14 protein-coding genes and 2 pseudogenes are annotated in these 19,542 nt (G+C 37.3%); 3 read left to right on the top strand and 13 right to left on the bottom strand.

Features of this window, described 5'->3' with window-relative positions; genetic code table 11:
- Positions 1-95 precede the first annotated feature (95 nt).
- Genes QBE53_04530 through QBE53_04520 form a run of 3 tightly spaced genes read right to left on the bottom strand, consistent with a single transcriptional unit; the run spans position 96 to position 4,533 of the window.
- A complete protein-coding gene (locus tag QBE53_04530) occupies positions 96-1,367 on the bottom strand; it encodes a GHKL domain-containing protein (protein WZL82376.1) in 1,272 nt (423 codons plus the stop codon).
- Positions 1,354-2,070 (bottom strand): LytTR family DNA-binding domain-containing protein, encoded by a 717-nt coding sequence (locus QBE53_04525; GenBank protein ID WZL82375.1) that lies wholly within the window; start codon positions 2,068-2,070, stop codon positions 1,354-1,356. The genes QBE53_04530 and QBE53_04525 overlap by 14 nt, the downstream gene beginning before the upstream one ends.
- A gap of 15 nt (positions 2,071-2,085) precedes the next feature.
- A complete protein-coding gene (locus tag QBE53_04520) occupies positions 2,086-4,533 on the bottom strand; it encodes a type I restriction enzyme HsdR N-terminal domain-containing protein (GenBank protein ID WZL82374.1) in 2,448 nt (815 codons plus the stop codon).
- Between the two features lie 323 nt (positions 4,534-4,856).
- Between QBE53_04520 and QBE53_04515 the strand changes: the two genes are divergently transcribed.
- On the top strand, positions 4,857-5,375 hold the full coding sequence (locus tag QBE53_04515; protein WZL82373.1) for a tail fiber protein: 519 nt from the start codon (positions 4,857-4,859) through the stop codon (positions 5,373-5,375).
- A 39-nt stretch (positions 5,376-5,414) separates the two neighbouring features.
- Complete coding sequence (locus tag QBE53_04510; GenBank protein ID WZL82372.1) at positions 5,415-5,933, top strand: tail fiber protein; 519 nt, start codon at positions 5,415-5,417, stop codon at positions 5,931-5,933.
- Positions 5,934-5,982: 49 nt separating this feature from the next.
- Here the strand turns inward: QBE53_04510 and QBE53_04505 are convergent, their stop codons facing one another.
- The 6 genes and pseudogenes from QBE53_04505 to QBE53_04480 form a co-directional block, all read right to left on the bottom strand.
- On the bottom strand, positions 5,983-11,790 hold the full coding sequence (locus QBE53_04505) for an S-layer homology domain-containing protein (protein WZL82371.1): 5,808 nt from the start codon (positions 11,788-11,790) through the stop codon (positions 5,983-5,985).
- A gap of 294 nt (positions 11,791-12,084) precedes the next feature.
- Positions 12,085-12,675 carry a hypothetical protein gene (locus QBE53_04500; GenBank protein WZL82370.1) on the bottom strand — a complete coding sequence of 197 codons (591 nt, stop codon included), beginning with the start codon at positions 12,673-12,675 and terminating at the stop codon, positions 12,085-12,087.
- Between the two features lie 141 nt (positions 12,676-12,816).
- A pseudogene (locus QBE53_04495) lies at positions 12,817-13,314 on the bottom strand (CatB-related O-acetyltransferase).
- 293 nt (positions 13,315-13,607) lie between these two features.
- A complete protein-coding gene (locus QBE53_04490) occupies positions 13,608-15,158 on the bottom strand; it encodes a restriction endonuclease FokI C-terminal domain-containing protein (GenBank protein ID WZL82369.1) in 1,551 nt (516 codons plus the stop codon).
- Positions 15,159-15,172: 14 nt separating this feature from the next.
- Complete coding sequence (locus tag QBE53_04485) at positions 15,173-16,225, bottom strand: DNA cytosine methyltransferase (protein WZL82368.1); 1,053 nt, start codon at positions 16,223-16,225, stop codon at positions 15,173-15,175.
- Positions 16,226-16,242: 17 nt separating this feature from the next.
- The gene (locus tag QBE53_04480) at positions 16,243-16,452 is read right to left on the bottom strand and encodes a helix-turn-helix transcriptional regulator (protein WZL82367.1); all 210 of its coding nucleotides are present in this window, start codon (positions 16,450-16,452) and stop codon (positions 16,243-16,245) included.
- Positions 16,453-16,722: 270 nt separating this feature from the next.
- Here QBE53_04480 and QBE53_04475 point away from each other — a divergent pair, with 270 nt between their 5' ends.
- Positions 16,723-17,103: a hypothetical protein gene (locus QBE53_04475; GenBank protein ID WZL82366.1), complete on the top strand. Its 381-nt coding sequence runs from the start codon at positions 16,723-16,725 to the stop codon at positions 17,101-17,103.
- A 202-nt stretch (positions 17,104-17,305) separates the two neighbouring features.
- On the opposite strand, the pseudogene QBE53_04470 reads toward QBE53_04475, so the two are convergent.
- From QBE53_04470 to QBE53_04455, 4 genes and pseudogenes are all read right to left on the bottom strand, one after another.
- A pseudogene (locus QBE53_04470) lies at positions 17,306-17,638 on the bottom strand (integrase core domain-containing protein).
- Positions 17,639-17,778: 140 nt separating this feature from the next.
- Entirely contained in the window at positions 17,779-18,564 is a 786-nt protein-coding gene (locus QBE53_04465) for an IS3 family transposase (protein ID WZL82365.1), read from the bottom strand.
- A 26-nt stretch (positions 18,565-18,590) separates the two neighbouring features.
- Positions 18,591-19,247, bottom strand: a complete 657-nt coding sequence (locus QBE53_04460) for a hypothetical protein (protein ID WZL82364.1) — start codon at positions 19,245-19,247, stop codon at positions 18,591-18,593.
- Positions 19,248-19,295: 48 nt separating this feature from the next.
- Positions 19,296-19,541, bottom strand: a complete 246-nt coding sequence (locus QBE53_04455; protein ID WZL82363.1) for a hypothetical protein — start codon at positions 19,539-19,541, stop codon at positions 19,296-19,298.
- Between the last annotated feature and the right edge of the window lies 1 nt (position 19,542).

The following is a 19,542-nucleotide window of genomic DNA, read 5'->3' as shown; positions in this document are numbered from 1 at the left end:
TCATTCTCCTTTTATGCGCTTTTTTATACTAGCTGAACGTTCATCTAGTATAATTTTAACACAGATTTTGAGCTTGTCAATAGTTTAACGAGTTTTTAATTACTACTATCAGGTATCTCTACTCGACAAATTATTTCTTGGTCTTTTTTGTTATATTTTATCTTAATCTGTCCCTTATAGCGGTTGACAATAGTGGTTAATTTTTGAAGCCCATACCCTGTTTTATCTTTAATATGACGCTTCCTTTCGCTTTTCAACGTTTTTATCAATCTATCGTTTAGCATAGCTGTCGCTTGATTGCGTGTTTGAATAATATTTAACCCCTCTTCATATCCTATAAGTATTTCACATCCTCTTGCTTCGACTTCAAGAGTTGCCTCAATTGAATTGTCCATAAGAATCCCAAAAATTTCTATAAGTTCATAATCTTGAAGTTCAGAGTTAAAAAAGTAATTCTGAATTTTAAACTCCACATTAATTTTATCTTTTTGAGCATGTAAAAATTTACTATATAAAAACGCCATCAATACTTTATTATCCAATCGAATAAGCTTCATCCAAATATCATCAGCTTTTATTGTTTGTAAGTATTCCTCAAAGGCATTAGGTAAGTGCTCCATGGACTTTAAAGCATATAAAGTTTGAATATGATTATGATAATCATGTTGCTTTGTTCGCACTTCTTCAATGATATCTTCTATTACAGGAAAATACATATCATACATCTTTATCTTTTCTGATAATATCTGATTAGATATCCCATGAGTAATCATTAACGTGTTGATAAGTAATATAATAACGACAAGGATAAGTATGCCTAAAATACTATCAAGCAGCCCATATAAATCTGTATTCCATAATATAACTAACACATAATATACGAAAAAAACGTTAGTGACAACAATCTGCATCCATTTATTTTCTTTAATAAGGCTATGATAAAATTGATTAATCGGCAAGATTTTTAATATAACTATAGTCATAACTGCCGTTATTAGCTGTGTTATCAAACTACTGACAAATGTGTAATCCCAACTTCCTTTTATCAACTGATATGCAATGGTTGTCAGAAGTTGAACTGTACATAAAATCGTCAGGCTATATACATAAGTAATCGTAATACGCTTTAAATCACTTCTCATAATAATTTGAATTAAAACAAACGCAATTATAATATTAACCGTAAAAGAAACCACCTGATTACTGACAAAGTAAATCACCGTGCCTATTAATGCCGTCCCGACAAGTACTCCACAACAACCTTTAATGACATCTATTTTCTTCAATGAAGCTTTTAAAATGACAATGATGTACGTCAACATAAGCATGTCAAAAAAAGATAAGATTAACGTCTCAATATAAGTCATCAAATCTACCTCTCACTTCTTTTAGATAGCTTCGTCCTATTGGAATTTCTTCTTCTACACTATATAGTTTTATACTTTTTGCGTCGAACTCTATTTTTTCAACATAATTTGAATTAATAATAACGGATTGGTGTACTTGCATGAAAAAATCTTCATCTAATAATTGCTTGAATTTTTTCATCGACATATGCATATATTTTATTTTTTCCTCTTTGGTTATGATGATGATTCTTCTATTCACATACTCTACATACAAAATATCATTCATAGGAATCATTTGAGTAAAATTCTTGAACTTTAATGCTAGGTTTTTGGTTTCATTAGGTCGATCTATGTAATCAATCAATATTTTTTTAAGGACTTTACCGGCTTCTTCCTCTGTAAAAGGCTTTATTATGTAATCATAGCAATGGATTTTGCGAAATGCCTCCAGCTGTCTAGTTGGCATAGCCGTAATAAAGATAATCGGTGTAAACTGATATTTTTTTATACTTCTTAAGCGTTTGGCTAGTTCTATTCCTGAATAATCCTCTACCTGGATATCCAGCAAAAACACACTGACATCATTTGATATTGAATAGCTATATGCTTCATTTGCACTACCGGTTTCAAAAAAATCCAACGTAGGGTTTATGCTTGCTGCTATCTTAAGCAAATGTTTTCTACAGGAAATGTTATCTTCCAATAATAAGATTTTTTTCATACTCTGCCTCTTTTTCTATCCCAAGCTCTTCAAAACTCCAACGATCTTACCTGCTATGAAGATTTCATCTGCTTTTTTCATTATCGGCTCATATTTGCTGTTTTCAGGCATTAACATTATACTGTCGCCCATCTTAACTATTTTTTTCATCGTTGCTTCATCATCTACAACAGCAACGGCAATATCATAGTTTTCAACATCCGCTTGCCTTCTGACGACAACATGGTCCCTAGGCTCTATTCCTGCCTGAATCATACTATCCCCATCAACTTTAAGCATGAGATAATCGTAACTATTTGAAAACCACTCTGATGGCAATGGGATATGCCTTGATATACTATCTATAGATTGATCCATCGTCTTGAGCAAACCGGCGGATACTTTTCCCATTATTCCTATATCCCGATAGTCTCCAATAGGCAACACACCCTCTTCATCCATATACTTTATTGATATGTTTTTATTATCATATCCATTAACGATATATTTAAACTCTCTATTATTGACCATATTCTTATAGACAAAGACTTTATCTATGGTGTTGACTAAGTTATCATAAGATGGCACCATAGCACGGTCCAACATTTTCATTCCACTTTTCTCATAAAAATAATGCTTTACTCCATTTGTCATCATGCCAAATCTTACACTAGGCAATGCTTTCATATAGTCAAATAATTGGTCCTTTAATGCTTCGATTTCAACATCTTGAGCCTTACATTCAATGACAACTAAGGGTTTCTCTTTTGATTGAGATTTGTAGAGGACAATATCTGCATAACCTTTTTGAGAATATTGTTGCACGGGAACTTCAATATCGATGCAACTTAATGGATATCCTAGTATATCTATGAGATTTTGAAGAATACCTTGTCTTACAGTTTCCTCTTTGCTATGTATTTCAATAATCTTTTCTGTAAACAAATATCGATTTTCAGGTAATTTTGTAATATTTTCAAAGGGTTCTTCATCATTGGTAATAAGGTATTCGGGATTAATATCTTTTATAAACTTTGACGCTTTTCCACTCGAGGTCATATAGAGTTTTTCTTCAGCTCTGGTCATCCCAACATACAATAATTTTCTGTCTTGTATTTCGCTGTTATTATTGTCATCTGCTTCACACGGACTAGAATAGGGAATAATTCCTTCATTCAAGCCAATAATAAAAACCAACTTAAATTCTAAACCTTTAATTGAATGCATAGTAAATAATTTTACTACCTCTTCATCAAAGGATACTTTATCTGAATAGATTTTGGAGTCAATACCTTGACGAATCAAATAATCTTTAGCAATCTCTAACTGCTTTTTATTACGTGCTATGATAACCATATCCCGCAAGTCATACTTAGAGCTTTTCTTCTTAATCACGCTGGAGATATAGTTAAGTTCTTCTTCATCATTTTCAAAATTTCGATAGACCGGAAAACTTCCTTCGCGTTCAACCACCAGAGGCTTCACGTATAACTCATTTGAAGTAATTGCATCATCTTTTTCTGTCAAACTATATGCCGCCATTGCCACTTGTTTCGTGGTTCGATAGTTTTTGCTTAGGATGCGCGAGCGACCTGCCATATTAAAGCCTACAGTAGTAAAAGCATGATAACTCAACCACGATTTTTCATAAATACTCTGAGAAGTATCTGTGATAAAGGTTGCCGAGCTATAGTCTTGTTCATCATATAATCTCTTGATTATATCAAGTTGTAATTTTGACAGGTCTTGTGCTTCATCTATAAGTATGTGCACGTACTTATCCGTATTAATTTCTTCAAAATGATCCTTTACCATTTTTGCCATATCTCCAAAATCAAAAAAGCCCTTTTTATACATGATGTTATTATAAAACTGATAGCATTCATAAATAGCTTCTCTTTGAATACTATTTTTCTTAATTCGTTGAACGCCTTGTGTGTCTTTAATTTCTTTCATGTAAGCGGCTCGGCCTGTTCTATCAGCTTCTTGATAAGCTTTTATACTATCGTAGTCACAGGCTTTAATCCAATCGATTTCATTAAGTATGAATCTCGAATTTTGCGTGTTAAACCACGGAATCTCTTTATACTTATCTTGAAGTTTATCCAAAACATAGTTTATTGTATTAAATTGTTCATGCATTGAGGGAATGGGATTATTTTTATGTTTTATCTTTAATTGATTAAACAGACTTCGAATGATTGAGTCAATGGTCTTAATCTCTAATCGTTCTTCCTTATCGGACAAATCAAGCAGCGTCGTTTGTCGATCCATTTTTTCATATAAATAATTGACATAGTGGATTAAGGAACGGTTATATGTTATCAAGAGAACCTTATCCTTTTCTTTTGTATGATAATCCAATAGAATCGGTATTCTATGAACTGCAACGGTGGTTTTTCCACTTCCCGCCACACCACGAATAAGCATATTTCCTGTTACATCACTATCGACAATTTTACGTTGATCAATGTTTAATATCATAATACTATAGCTCCCCTTTATTAATTATTCATTCAGCTCTTATCTCTCCCAGACAACAAAAAAACACATACCACAGTTATGGTTATGCGCTTATTATTATAAAAAAATAGAGAATCTTCCCTTATAAGTTTTCCCATTATACTCAACCCATTGCACATTACCACTTTATTCAAGTACCATTCTACTATTTTGCTCCATATAATGCAAGCCATTATAAGCTATATTTTCCATACAAAATACTCTCTTTGCGTTTTACATTTAATTTTATGATATAATAATTCTATACAAGTTAGTCAAGGTTTTAACGAGAGGAGGAAATATTAATGAATTATCCATTTGCAGGACAAGTGACCCTTACTGCAGCAACTTACGCGCCAGAAGGATGGTTCCTCTGTGATGGTTCGACACTTCAGATTTCTGAGTACCAGCTGCTTTATGCTGTTATCGGAAATCGTTACGGTGGCGATGGGTATACCACCTTCAAACTGCCGGATTTAAGAGACCGGATTCCAAACCATCGAGGCGATGGCTTCTATCAAGGAATGATTGGAGGTTGGACGCACGTTCAACTATCCCCCAACCATTTACCCGCTCACAATCATCCCCTTCGAACTTCTACAAGCAATATGGCTGAGTCAACTCCAACGAATAACGTAATGTCAACTGTTCAATCGCGCTATCCGACAATGCTGTACACTAACTATGATGCTTCTCATATAACTTCATTGGATCAAGACAGTCTAAAAAATGAAGGTGGCTCTCAACCACTTGCAACGATGCCGCCTTATCTTACATTTAATTTTATCATAAACTATGATGGCTATTATCCATCTCGTCCTTAACACAAACCATCAATTGATTAAGTAAGGAGGAATTTTTAAATGGTAGATTACTATTTAGGTGAGATTACAATGTTCGCCGGCAACTATGCGCCTCAGGACTGGATGTTCTGTGATGGAGCTATATTACCGATATCACAATTTCAAGCACTTTATGCGCTTCTAGGTACCACCTATGGCGGTGATGGAATCAATACATTCCAATTACCGGATTTACGCGATCGCTTCCCAATGCATCAAGGACCTATTTTTCGTCAAGGAGAAAAAGGCGGAACGCTAACAACGCACATCACAGTTGATAACATGCCTAAACATAGCCATACCATAACTGCATCCACCCAAAATGCAACTTTAGCAGAACCTGAAAACAATGTTTTATCTGTTCCACAATCTAGATATACCACCAATGTTTATGGACCAAAAGATCCCGATACAACTACGAATATGCATGAAAAAAGCATCGGAGATACCGGCGGTTCTCAACCACTTCAAATTTTACCACCCTTTTTAACCATTAACTTTATTATCTGCGTTAATGGTATTTTCCCGCCAAGAAGTTAGATTCAAATAAAGAGACAACATATTAATATGTTGTCTCTTTATTTGAATACTAGTTTGCATTGAGTGATATATCCCCAATCCCATATATATTTATCCAAGGACCAATTGGAGGCGTATCACCTGTACCATTATGGTAATGAACTACCGGATCATATCCAGCAGAGACACTATCATCTTGAAGCTCCCAGCGGTTATCGCCAGCATCCCATAGAATTGTGAAATTCGCACCATATACATTGTGATAATAATTATAACTTGGTTTTCCATTAACATCTGCTGCTTTCTCATATGTTTGTGCATAATCATCACTTGGATCACTGGCACAGGTAGCTGTGTAACTATTGGGAACATTCGCACTTTTTACTACGCTATCCGTTGCAGCTATACCCACATTGCCCGCTATATCTGTCAATGTCACGTTAAGGTTCAAGGTTCCACTATCTAATCCACTCACATCAATACCTGTTATCTGATCTGTGGCTGCCTCTATCGTTCCACTACCTGTGATCGCCGAAGTTGCACCATTGGCATCATCAATACTATAGTTATAAGTGGCTCCTACTTCCGCCGAGGCAAACGTAAAACTTATTGCCGTTTCATTATCTGATGTCACCGGATCTTGATCTAAGGTAACGGTGTAACCGCTTGGCACCACAGTCTCTTTGGTCACTGTATCCGTTGTGGTATTGCCTGTATTTCCAAAACCATCTGTTAAATAAACACTTAAGGTGATGGTATCATCATCTAAGCCACTCACATCAATACCTGTTATCTGATCTGTCGCTGTCTCTATAACTCCACTACCTGTGATCGCGGAAGTCGCACCGTTGGTATCGTCAATGCTGTAATAATACGTTGCATCCACCTCTGCCAATGCAAAAGTAAAACTTATTGCGGTTGCATTGGTACTATTGATATAACTTGGATCCATATTAACACTGTATCCACTCGGTACACTCGTATCTTTTTCTACTGTATCCGTTACATTATCTCCTTGATTTCCATATGCATCTGTTAAATAAGCTGTCAAGGTTAACATGTCATCATCTAGACCACTCACATCCAATCCACTGATCTGGTCTGTCGCTGTCGCTATCGTACCACTTCCTGTAACCGCAGGGGTTCCAGCATTGGTATCATCAATGCTATAGGTATAGGTAGCTCCTACTTCTGCCAAGGCAAAGGCAAAGGATATGTTGAATTCATTGGACGGAATCACTGAGCCTTGATCGAAGCTGACGCTATACCCACTTGGTGAGATTGCTTTTTTTGTTGCACTATCTGTTGCTGCTAGCCCGACATTGCCAGCTGCATCTGTTAAGGTCACGCTAAGGTTCAAGGTTCCATCCGCTAGACCACTCACATCAATACTACTTATCTGATCTGTGGCTGTCCCTATCGTCCCACTGCCTGTCACTTGGCTACTGCCATCACTGATACTATAGGCATAATCTGCATCTACTTGCGCCGAAGCAAATGTAAAACTTACTGTAGTATCATTATCTGATGTCACCGGGTCTTGATCTAAGGTAACTGTATAACCACTAGGTGGCACTGTCTCTTTGGTCACTGTATCCGTTGCATTGCTACCTTGATTACCCGCACTATCTGTTAGGTAGACCGTCAAAGTTAGAATATCGTCGGCTAATCCACTGACATCAATACCAGCTATCTGATCTGTGGCTGTTGCTATAGTTCCACTTCCTGTGATGGCAGCAGTCACACCGTTGGTATCGTCAATAGTGTAGTGATACGTTGTTCCGACTTCCGCCAAGGCAAACTTGAAACTCATTGCTGTTGCATTGGTGTTATTAATATAACTTGAATCAATACTAACACTGTATCCACTTGGAGCAACGGTATCTTTTGTAATCATATCCGCTACATTATCTCCTTGATTTCCATATGCATCTGTTAAATAAGCTGTCAAGGTTAACGTGTCATCATCTAGACCACTCACATCCAATCCACTTATCTGGTCTGTGGCTGTCGCTATGGTTCCACTTCCTGTAACCGCAGGGGTTCCAGCATTGGTATCGTCGATGCTATAGTTATAGGTAGCTCCTACTTCTGCCGAGGCAAAGGTAAAAGATATGTTGGCTTCATTGGATGAGATTACCGTGCCTTGATCGAAGCTTACACTGTATCCACTTGGAGGCGTTGCTTCTTTGGTTGCACTATCTGTTGCCGCTACCCCGATATTGCCTGCTGCATCTGTTAAGGTCACGCTAAGATTCAAGGTTCCATCCGCTAGACCACTCACATCAATACTACTTATCTGGTCTGTGGCTGTTGCTATCGTCCCACTGCCTGTCACTTGGCTACTGCCATCACTGATACTGTAGGCATAGTCTGCATCTACTTGCGCCGAGGCAAACGTAAAACTTACTGCAGTATCATTAGATGACGTCACCGGGTCTTGATCTAAGGTAACCGTATAACCACTTGGTGGCACCGTCTCTTTGGTCACTGTATCCGTTGCATCGCTACCTTGATTGCCCGCACTATCTGTTAGATAGACCGTCAAAGTTAGAATATCGTCGGCTAAGCCACTGACATCAATATCTGTTATCTGATCTGTCGCTGTCTCTATAACTCCACTACCTGTGATCGCAGCAGTCGCACCGTTGGTATCGTCAATAGTGTAGTGATACGTTGTTCCGACTTCCGCCAAGGCAAATGTGAAACTCATTGCTGTTGCATTGGTGTTATTAATATAACTTGAATCAATACTAACACTATAGCCATTTGGTATATATATATCTTTTATTAATGTATCCGTTACATTGATTCCTTGGTTCCCATATGCATCCGTTAAATAAGCTGTCAAGGTTAAGGTATCATCATCCAACCCGCTGACATCCAATCCACTGATCTGGTCTGTCGCTGTCGCTATCATACCACTTCCTGTAACCGCAGGGGTTCCGCCGTTGTAATCGTCGATGCTATAGGTATAAGCGACTCCTACTTCTGCCGAGGCAAAAGTAAAAGATACATTCGTTGCATTGGATGCAATCACTGAATCTTGATCGAAGCTTATGGTGTATCCAGTTGGAGGCGTCGCTTCTTTGGTTGCACTATCTGTTGCCGCTACCCCGATATTGCCTGCTGCATCTGTTAAGGTCACACTAAGATGCAAGGTCCCATCATCTAAGCCACTCACATCAATACTACTTACCTGGTCTGTGGCTGTTATTATGCCCCCACTTCCTGTTATCGGTGACGTGCCATTATTATTATCATCAATGCTGTAATGATATGTTGTTCCGACTTCCGCCAAGGCAAAACTAAAGCTTACCCCCGTGTCATTAGCTGACGTCACCGGGTCTTGATCTAGAGTAACAGAGTAACCGCTTGGCACAACGGTCTCTTTAGTTGCTGTATCCGTTGTGTTGCCACCTTGGTTCCCATGATTATCTGTCAGGTAAACTGTCAAGGTTAAGGTATCATCATCTAATCCACTGACATCAATACCTGTTATCTGATCGGTGGCTGTCCCTATGGTTCCACTTCCTGTTATCGGCAAAGTCCCGCCATTGGTATCGTCGATACTGTAAGAATACGTTGCTCCGACTTCCGCCAAAGCAAAAGTAAAGCTTATTGCTGTTGCATTGCTACTATTGATATAACTTGAATCTATACTAACGCTATAGCCACTTGGTTCACTCGTATCTTTAAGCACTGTATCCGTTACATTATTTCCTTGGTTCCCATAACTATCGGTCAAATAGACTGTCAAGGTTAGCGTGTCATCATCCAGACCACTGACATCCAATCCACTGATTTGATCGGTGGCTGTCGCTATGGTTCCACTGCCTGTAACCGCAGGGGTTCCAGCATTGGTATCGTCGATGCTATAGTTATAAGTTGTTCCAACTTCTGCCAAGGCAAACGTGAAAGAGATATTTGTTTTATTTGTTAGATTCACAGGATCTTGATCAAAGCTAGCACTAAAGCCACTCGGCGGCGTTGATTCCTTTATGATGGTATCAACCGCTATATTTCCCTCATTCCCTGCTGCGTCTGTTAATTGGACGTGCAATGTCAGTGTTCCATTTGTAAGCGTGCTGACATTTATTCCAATCACTTGATCCGCTGCCGTGACAATTGAACCACTACCTGTTACATCCGATGTCCCATTATCAGTATCAGCAATCGTATAACGATAATTACTCCCTACCTCAGCAGATGCAAAGCTAAAACTCATTGTGGTTTCATTGGAAGCAGTGATAGCCGCCTGATCTATTGAAACACTGTAGCCCGTCGGTGCAACCGTTTCTTTTATTACCGTATCACTTACACTATTCCCCTGATTGTTCGCTGCATCTACTAATGTCACAGTCAATGTCAAAGTATCATCATCCAACGTGCTGACATCAATGCCAGTTACTTGATCCGTAGCAGTAGCTATCGTTCCATTGCCAATGACTGCCAAAGTCAATCCATTCGTATCGTCAATACTATACTTATAACTCGTCCCGACTTCTGCCGAGCTAAAAGTAAAACTCATTGAAGATTGATTGGAACTATTTGCTGCACTTTGGTCAAAACTGACGCTATAACCGGTCGGAGGCGTTGTATCCGTTGTTGTGCTAGTGCCACCTCCACCTCGCGACGGTTGTTTGACTTTAACGCCTTCGGAATTCGTTGTTGCTTCGTTTTTTTCTATTTCACCTACAACAGGCTCTACTAAAACCCCATCTGTATTCAAGACCACCTTGGCAATGAACACACTTCCTTTAACTATCGCCGGACCATCAAAAGTTACTTCCTTAATGGTTGTCCCGGAAGATGTATTGATATTTGAACCTGCTGCTTCAGTAGCCACCTTCAAATCATCAATACCGGTATCACCTTTGATCTCAAGGGTTGCGCTCTCTTTCATTTCAACTGAAGCAAATGTTCCATCCAATTCAACTACATGTCCTGATGATTGAATTTCAACTTCTGAGTTTTTAAAATCACCTTCTAGGAGTACATTGGATTTTGATATCACCTTATTCACTGTACTGTTCTCAGAGAGAACTTGAGACTTTCCACTTTTTTTAACCAGAAGTATCTCACTTATATTACTTCCCTTTAAATGCAGTTGACTATCGCCGCCATCTACAATAATACGTCCATCAATCGTCACATTCTCTAAGTTAATATCTCCATCAGCAACTTCTGCCGTTAATATCAAATCACCTTTAATCCAAACGTTAGTCAGGGTTAAATCGCCTTTGTATACGGTAATGTTCCCATCGACAACTTCAACCTGCGAACCATTGCCAACAGTTCCCGATTCTGTAACCGTTCGTCCAAGTACTTTGTCTAGCAGATTAATAACCTCTGCACGGGTAATAGCCCCTTGTGGTTTATACGTTCCATCAGGATATCCCGTTAAATAACCTTTTTCGATTAACGCTGCCACCTGTGATTGATGCGTTTCCTCAACCATTGTTCCGTCTTCAAAAGAACTTAAAACTGTGTCAGGATCGTTACTTTTACTTGCCAGAATTTCAGCTACTATAACACTGACATCTTCTCTAGAAATAGCTTCATCCGGTTCTAATTGATTGTTTTGATACCATTGCATATATCGATTTGATTTTGCTATCGCTGTCTGATTAGCATACCACGCTTCGCTTCCAACATCTGAAAAATTAACCCCATCCGCTTCATTGTAACCATACAATTTGTTAATCAGTGTAATAAACTCAGCCTTGGTAATATTGTCATCTGGTTTAAAGGAGCCATCTGGATAGCCCGAGATCCTCCCCGCCTCTGTCCATTTTGAAATCTTATCTTTTGCCCAATGATTATCTATATCATTGAAACCGTCCACACCTACTACTGATACCACAGTGATATTCATGTAAAAACTCATAAAAAAAATAATTGCTACCGCTTTCCATTTGGTGTTGTGCAAAACTAACCCTCTCCTTCCACTATTTGATCCTTAATATGTGTCACGCTCGATTCCCAAAATATATCCTTTCTTTATGGTATTGTGCAAAAAAAACGCATACCACTCCCGTGATTATGCGTTCATATTTTTTAATAGTATTTGATTATCCCTTATTGGATGTTTCATTGCCTCATCCCCTCGCACATTAGCATGCTACCTTAGTAATATTTTACTATCTCGCTATAGATAATGCAAGGAATCTTAAAATAAATTTTTATATCTAAACAAATAATTTGGTGCTTGATGTTTGTATTTTGGACCTTTCATTGTTTGCTTAACCTTCTCGATGTCTATTTTCCTCTGGCGGGCAAATTGAAAATATTGATCCAACTGCTTTGTTGCAATCCTATTGTTCGCATCAACCACTCCAATGAATTCAAAGGCATCGTCTAAATATGCCAAAGTCGCGTCACCATGGCTGTCATTACATAACAATATCCCTTCGTCTTTCAGATATTTTTTTGTTGATTGACCAACAAAACCCGCATATTGAGAAATGATTAAGTCCACCTTGCCAAGGTCAAAATTATCTTCATAATTTTCCCCGTAAAATCTAATATGGCAAGCCTCATCATAGTCCTTCTTCTGATTGATATAATCATATATAGGCTCTATGTCTGCAAAAAAGCTAATCGTCCCCTTATAATTATCAATATAAGTGACATCAGGAATCACTAACGATGGACTTATATCAACATGACTCCCCGGATATAATGCACTTGTCACATTAAAGGTCTTGGCAACTACTTTATATAATTCTTTTCGGTTACCTATTTTTTTAATATACTCCAAATATTGATTTATAGGATTATTGATAGATAAGTCCTCCTTTGCATTAACTATTCAAGCACATGCATTAAGTTCATAAGATATAACTGTCGTCCATAACAGTAACATCCACCCTAGATATATGATGTGGTTCATCATTTCGATTTATTTATTCAAAAACTCTTTATATAACAATTTAATATCATCACTACACAAAAGTAGCATGTTATTTTTGATTTTTTGAATAGGCCAATCCCACCATTTAATTTCTAACAACATTTCAATTTTGTCTTGTGTAAATCTTTTTTTAATAGGCTTAGCTGGATTTCCTCCAACAATAGTATATGGCTCTACATCTTTTGAAACTAATGCTCTTGTCGCTATTACAGCACCATCCCCTATTTTTACTCCAGGCATTATGACTGCTTCCGTTCCTATCCAGACATCATTTCCAATCACAGTATCTCCAGCTGGTACATATCCATCTTTTGCCCTCTCATTAATAGTTGAATAATAAAATGGATAACTTGTTATCCAATCATATCTATGCCCTTGATTACCAGCCATCATAAAGATAGCTCCTGAACCTATGGAACAAAATTTTCCTATTTTAAGTTTATCAACATCATCTCTATTCGGTGATAAATACCTTACGCAATAATCCTCAAAATGGATCTATACTATAAAAATAGACACGATCATTAACGATTGTTACAATAAAGTAGACACCAAAAAGAGAGATTCACATGACCTGCCCCCCCCAATAAACTGATCCAATATTACTCCCTTACAAGCACATCAAGTTTAGTATCTTTCCCATTTATATGCGACATAATTTCGCTTCTTTTTTCTTTTGAAAACATGTCCCCCATATTTCACACCTCTTGCTTAAAGCATACCCTTAAATGATAGGTTTGAAAGTAAAAAAGGTAACCAATTATGGCTACCTTAAAAATTTATATATCTGCTAACAATACTTGTCTATTGACCGAAAATACTTGCTTTATTTTACTGTGGTCATATCTATTACGTTCATAATTCTCAACTAATTTTATCATATTTGATACTGACATTGCAGAACCATTAATACCCGTTTCTGCAGCTATACTTTGAATTTGATTATTAATATTATTACTGAATCCGCCTGATATATAACTAAAGAACTCAAGAGGATACTCGCTTTGACGGTATGATTCAATATAATTATATATCATACGATTTCTATGGTCATTCGTAATTGAATACTTACTGTATGCTTTATTGTCTATAATGCCAACATATCTATCCTGATCAGATAGGACAAGCACATCAGGAGTTAGTCCAATTGGACCTACATGCTCTGCTCTAAATCCAAACGCTGACTGAAACAGTTCTACAGTAGCAGTCTCAAACTCTATGGCATTATCTCTACCTCTAAATGCCATTTCAAAGTACTCAGTCATAAATGACCCAATGGCTCCATGAGGATAGTATTTTAAAAGCGTTTCCTCAACAAGATTTGCATCAATGCCAGTCATATCTATAATCTTATCTATAACTTGTGAATCAATCCTAGCAATAGGCTGCTTTAACGATTCTGAGATGAAAGCTTGCTTAATCTTTTGCTCTGCAATTATTTTATGAGTTACCGTTCTGGTAGCTGTAAGATTACGTGTATCCTTAGTATGTTCTGGGTCAACCCCGAATTTTCTTTGAAAATATTCATGCTGTTCAGGTCTATTGATGAAAGGTGGAGTTTCTGCTAATATTTCTTCTACTTCTGCTTTCTTGTCATCTAATATAACTAGCTGTCGATTATCATTTCTTTTAGCTAACTGGGTATATTCAAGCCAATTTACTAAGGTATTAGCTGTATCAGTCAGATGACGATACGGATAAGCAGGATTAACTTTTCCACGTCCTGGTCCATACTTCGTAAAGAAATCATCCTTTAAACAAGAATCACCAGTATTACGAAACTCAATTATTCTATTCACTACATGATTAAAGCACGAATCGGTTTCTTTTTCAGCTTCCGTAATAACAATTTTCGCAATCTCTTCCTCAGTTATATAACAACTGATTCTCTCATCATTTAAAAGTCTTAGTAAAAACCTAAAAGGTCTGATTTTAAATCGTGAAGAGACCAGAACCCCTCGACCCATTGAAAATGACGAGGGGAACTGATATTTAAGAACTTGATGTTTTAATACTTGTACTGGTGATGCACCTGACATTATGGCTTCACCTGCTAAGGTAAGCTTTATTTGACCCGTGGATTCTTGTGCAAATATCAAGCCTAGACTCATTATCCATGCTTTATAAGTTCTAGCACCGCCCCCAGTTTGGTCTCGCCTTTCTCCAATTCTTTTCAATCCTGCTTGTTCTAATGCATCTTCTAAGGATAAATGTGTTCCCCTTTGCCCTTGCCACTCTGCATCAAGTGATAATTCTGCAAATGTTGTAAGTACCTCAGGTACTGAGTTTAATTTTCTTTTAGGTCTAGTTACCCACCAATAATTAATCATAGTACACCCCCTATCTATATTTCTACATTGCACTCTACACTTTCATATTCAATACCTGCGAATGTTCTAAGAACAGCTTCAAAAATAATCTTAGCACCAGCTGCTGGTACAGCCATACCAATCTGTTTTCTTACACTCTCTTTCCCACCCTGAAAGTTATAATGGTCTGGAAAAGTCTGCAACCTTGCTCTTTCCCTATTTGTTAATGCTCGTGGTTCATCATAATGATATATATGAGTACCACCTCCACCGCTACCAGTAACTGTATAAGCAGGCTTATGAGGGTCTAAACGTTTATAAATTTGACTGATTTTAGCACCTTTAACTTTTAACTGAAGATTTTCCGGAATATCAGCATTAAAAGCATTTTGTCCTGGTTTAATATGTTTAAGTCTTTCAGTTACAACTGCAGATTGTCGTGTCCTCTCATTATTTAGAGCATCTTTCGCAATAGGTGGTACCTCTAGTGCTGTTTTACTTGTGTTATCTATATCTGCATAAGGTGCAGGTGATGGCACCTTAAACTCATAAGGTAAATCTTTTCTAATCCCTATTATTATTACCCTATGTCTAGCTTGTGGAATTCCATATTGCTCAAACTTATAGAGATGTGGATATAATTTATATCCAACGTTCTCTAGGTCATTCAATATCTTCTTAAATGCTCCACCTTCATTAGCACTTCGTATACCACCCACATTTTCAGCTAAGAACCACTTAGGCTTAAATTTCTTAAGTACTTTAACACCATAGGTGTAAAGTGGTCCAAATTCACCATCAAATCCCTTTTGCTCACCCACTAAACTAAAGTCATTGCATGGGAAGCCAAAAGCAAAACCATCAATTGGTTCTAAATCATTTATCCTTAATTTCCTTACATCCTCACATATTACTGACTCAGGATGTTCAGGACATATATTATAAGCATATGTGTTGCACGTATCTTGGTCATAATCGTTCGCCCACTTATGGACTATTTGAAACTCCTCATTTTCAATTCTTGCAGTTGTAGCACCATGAGCGATACCGCCTGGTCCGCAAAACAGTTCTCCTAGTTCAAATCGCATTCTAAATCCTCCAATATTTATACTTTGTCGCCATTATTAAGTACAAAGTGTCTTTCAAAAGTAACCCCTACTGCCTCTGCAATATCATCTAAGTCTTCAATTGTAAAACTGCCTCGTTTCAGCTTAGAGCTCATATTTTGAGGGGATTTACCCACTCTTCTAGCTAATTCAGCTACACTTATATCACAACGTACACATAGTACTTTTATTTGCTCTGAGATTGTCATCTTCCATCCCCTCCGCTCTATCAAACTAACACTAGTATAAACTATAAATTTTATATTGTCCATATATTTGTTTAGCTATTCGAACGATTGTTCGCACGATAAAAAAGTAGCTCGATTATATTACCTTTTATTTTCCTTGTACATCTGGTACCAAGTTCCAAATTATGTTAAAATTTTTAGGTATTGTAATGTCAAATGATTTTCACATCAACCTACTGAATAGTTGAAATAATTGATAGCACATTAATCTAAGTTGCAAGGAGGAATATTATGCCAAAAGCAGGAGATATATATACTGTTGCGATTAAACCCTCTCATATCGATTGGGGAAATGAACCAAGAAACCCAACAAACAGAGCAAAAATTGAAGGTGAATCTTATGTTAAGATTCCTGTAGATTATGCAAGAATGTATAATATTAGACGTGGTTCTGAATACACGGCATCCTTTACTAATGGTTCACCATCAATAAGAATCAAAGCAGCAGGTAACGGAACAGCCGATGGTAAATACGCAAAACAATTTGAAGGTATAGGCCACGGCGCTTGCAAAGCTTTCACTCCGTGGTATGTATCTTGTGGCGCTCAAGTTGGAAACAGTGTACAGGTGAAATTTACTTCACCTACCGATGTAAGCTTTACACTTCTGTAGGTAATCAATTCATTTGACAGCTTTACATAAAAACAGCTATAACCGTTAAAAAAATACCGCGGTTATAGCTACTTTATATGTATCAGTCAAGTATATCATTTACTCTGACCTGCTCCCCAAAATCTAATCCAATATAAATGTTAGTCACTTTATGATTGAGTAGCACCCTTTTTTTGGTCCATATTTAAAGTTAAAATGTTCATTATGAAATCGATTTTTCGTTATGATTTTGGGCAAATTCGGATGGTGTCATGTGTGTTAGTCCAGAGTGAGGTCTGAATTCATTGTAGTCCAATCTCCATGCCTCGATTTTTCCTTTTGCGTCATCTAATGATATGAACCAACTTACATTTAGACATTCGTCTCTAAGGCTCCCGTTAAAGGATTCGATGACTGCATTATCTGTTGGTGTCCCTGGCCTTGAGAATTCGAGTTTGACTTTGTTGAAGTAAGCCCAAGAATCTAATGATCTAGAAATAAACTCCGGGCCATTATCCACTTTGATTTTTTTCGGGAATCCCCTTTCAAGGCATATCTCACTTTGTTCTAGTCAAGCAAAATTGTCATACCGGGGGTGCGGATGTTTTCTTGGACTGATTATTACAATCCTAGGCTACGTCGATACTCTATAGGACTCTTGGCCCCAAGTGATATTTTTATACGCTTTTTATTATATCATTCGATATACTGGTTTATATGATCAATAAATTCATTTTTTGATGTCTGAAGCCACGACTTTCCATAATACATCTCATTCTTAAGCCTGCCAAAGAATCCTTCACACGCTGCATTATCAGGCGAACATCCCTTGGCAGACATAGAACGTGTTAATCCTGATTGATTCATTCTCTCTATCCAACCTGGCCATCGATAGTGACAGCCACGATCCGTGTGAATAATTGGATGTTCATTTGGTTCCAACGTAGTAAGTGCTTCGTCCAACATACTATTTACCAGATTTGCATTAGGAGATGTACTAACTGACCAAGAAACAACCATACCGTCAAAACAATCAATGATTGGGGAAAGATACACTTTACCGGCAGGTAAATGAAATTCGGTTATATCAGTTAACCATTTCTCATTTGGGTTAGCAGCAGTGAACTTCCTATTAATCACATTCTCTACAGCAGGGCTAATTTCACCTTTATATGAGCTATACTTCTTCTTTTTGACCTGGCGAACTGAAATACCTTCTTCAAGCATGATTCTACGAATAACTTTTTCTGATACTCGTATTCCTTCCTTCACCAAGGATCCATAAATCCTTCTATATCCATACGTTTGTGATGACTCCTCAAATATTCGCTTTATCGCTATCCGCAAATCAACATATTTTTCAGAACGTTTTAGAATTTGTACATTGTAAAAGTAACTACTACGGGCCATTTGAAAATAATCTAGCAAGACTGCAGTCTTGTATTTGTGTTTGAGCGCACCAATGACCTTGGCCTTTTCCATGTTTGATAAGGATTTAGGATTGATGCTTATTGCTTTTTTAAGACGTCTGAAGTCTTTTTCAATATATCACATTCGAGTTTTAGGTCAAAGATTTCCTGTTTTAGCTTATCGACTTCTTTTTCTAGTTCGGATTTTTTGTCCGAAGGATTATTTTTTATCAAAGCGTTATTTTTACGTTGATTTCTCATAGATTCGATACTCTCCATACTTAGTAGCTCTTTTTCCCAGCGATAAAGTGCAGTTCGGGGAACACCATGAGTTTTTGCAATAATCTCGCTGGATGTAGATCTTTTACAATGGTCTATAAGCACTTTTTTCTTCTTGGCATACGAATATCTTACCTTATATTTTTGGGTATCACAACGTTTTTCAGTATCGGGGTACATCTCAGTAATCCACGACCTTAATGTAACTTGTGTAGGATAGCCAAGCTTTCGAATTGTATTTGCTAGACTTTTACCATGATTAATGTAGTACTCAACAGCACTCTTTCTCTTCTCATAAGAATATGGTGACTCTCTTGTATGGGTTTTGGGATGACCACCACGCTCAAGATATTCTTTATACCATTTATATAATATACGTCTTGAGGGATATCCTAACTCCTTGACTACTGGATTGACTTGTAAATCATACTTGATATAAAGTTCTACTGCGATACGGCGTTGTTCTAATGAATACATGGCAAAATCCTTTCTTAAGGTCTAAGATTATGTCCGCACCCCCTGGTGTTACAACTTTATTGTATCAGAACACTTTTCATAATGTGCAGGTTTCGGTTTACCGATTCGAGAAAACACTTCAACCATTATACCTTGTTCCTCATGAAAGCCATCTAACTCTACAGTAGATTTACTATTGAGCCTTATTCTTTCTGTTATTAAAGAGTCTGTAGCCAATCCTAAATGTTCTTCAAGTTTATGAAGAATCACTTTCTCTGATTTTAACTGAACACTACTATCGCTTTTATGTGCCATA

This window comes from Vallitaleaceae bacterium 9-2, from assembly GCA_038396585.1.
Classification (GTDB): domain Bacteria; phylum Bacillota; class Clostridia; order Lachnospirales; family Vallitaleaceae; genus UBA1351.
This window is presented reverse-complemented; position numbering and strand designations above follow the sequence as displayed.

Excerpts from the sequence above, each read along its gene's own strand:
- QBE53_04505 (WZL82371.1), bottom strand. The coding sequence starts at position 11,790 with ATGAATATCACTGTGGTATCAGTAGTAGGTGTGGACGGTTTCAATGAT.
- QBE53_04510 (WZL82372.1), top strand. The coding sequence starts at position 5,415 with ATGGTAGATTACTATTTAGGTGAGATTACAATGTTCGCCGGCAACTAT.
- QBE53_04520 (WZL82374.1), bottom strand. The coding sequence starts at position 4,533 with ATGATATTAAACATTGATCAACGTAAAATTGTCGATAGTGATGTAACA.
- QBE53_04475 (WZL82366.1), top strand. The coding sequence starts at position 16,723 with ATGCCAAAAGCAGGAGATATATATACTGTTGCGATTAAACCCTCTCAT.
- QBE53_04465 (WZL82365.1), bottom strand. The coding sequence starts at position 18,564 with ATGGAAAAGGCCAAGGTCATTGGTGCGCTCAAACACAAATACAAGACT.
- QBE53_04485 (WZL82368.1), bottom strand. The coding sequence starts at position 16,225 with ATGCGATTTGAACTAGGAGAACTGTTTTGCGGACCAGGCGGTATCGCT.
- QBE53_04515 (WZL82373.1), top strand. The coding sequence starts at position 4,857 with ATGAATTATCCATTTGCAGGACAAGTGACCCTTACTGCAGCAACTTAC.
- QBE53_04525 (WZL82375.1), bottom strand. The coding sequence starts at position 2,070 with ATGAAAAAAATCTTATTATTGGAAGATAACATTTCCTGTAGAAAACAT.
- QBE53_04455 (WZL82363.1), bottom strand. The coding sequence starts at position 19,541 with ATGGCACATAAAAGCGATAGTAGTGTTCAGTTAAAATCAGAGAAAGTG.
- QBE53_04480 (WZL82367.1), bottom strand. The coding sequence starts at position 16,452 with ATGACAATCTCAGAGCAAATAAAAGTACTATGTGTACGTTGTGATATA.
- QBE53_04530 (WZL82376.1), bottom strand. The coding sequence starts at position 1,367 with ATGACTTATATTGAGACGTTAATCTTATCTTTTTTTGACATGCTTATG.
- QBE53_04490 (WZL82369.1), bottom strand. The coding sequence starts at position 15,158 with ATGATTAATTATTGGTGGGTAACTAGACCTAAAAGAAAATTAAACTCA.
- QBE53_04460 (WZL82364.1), bottom strand. The coding sequence starts at position 19,247 with ATGTATTCATTAGAACAACGCCGTATCGCAGTAGAACTTTATATCAAG.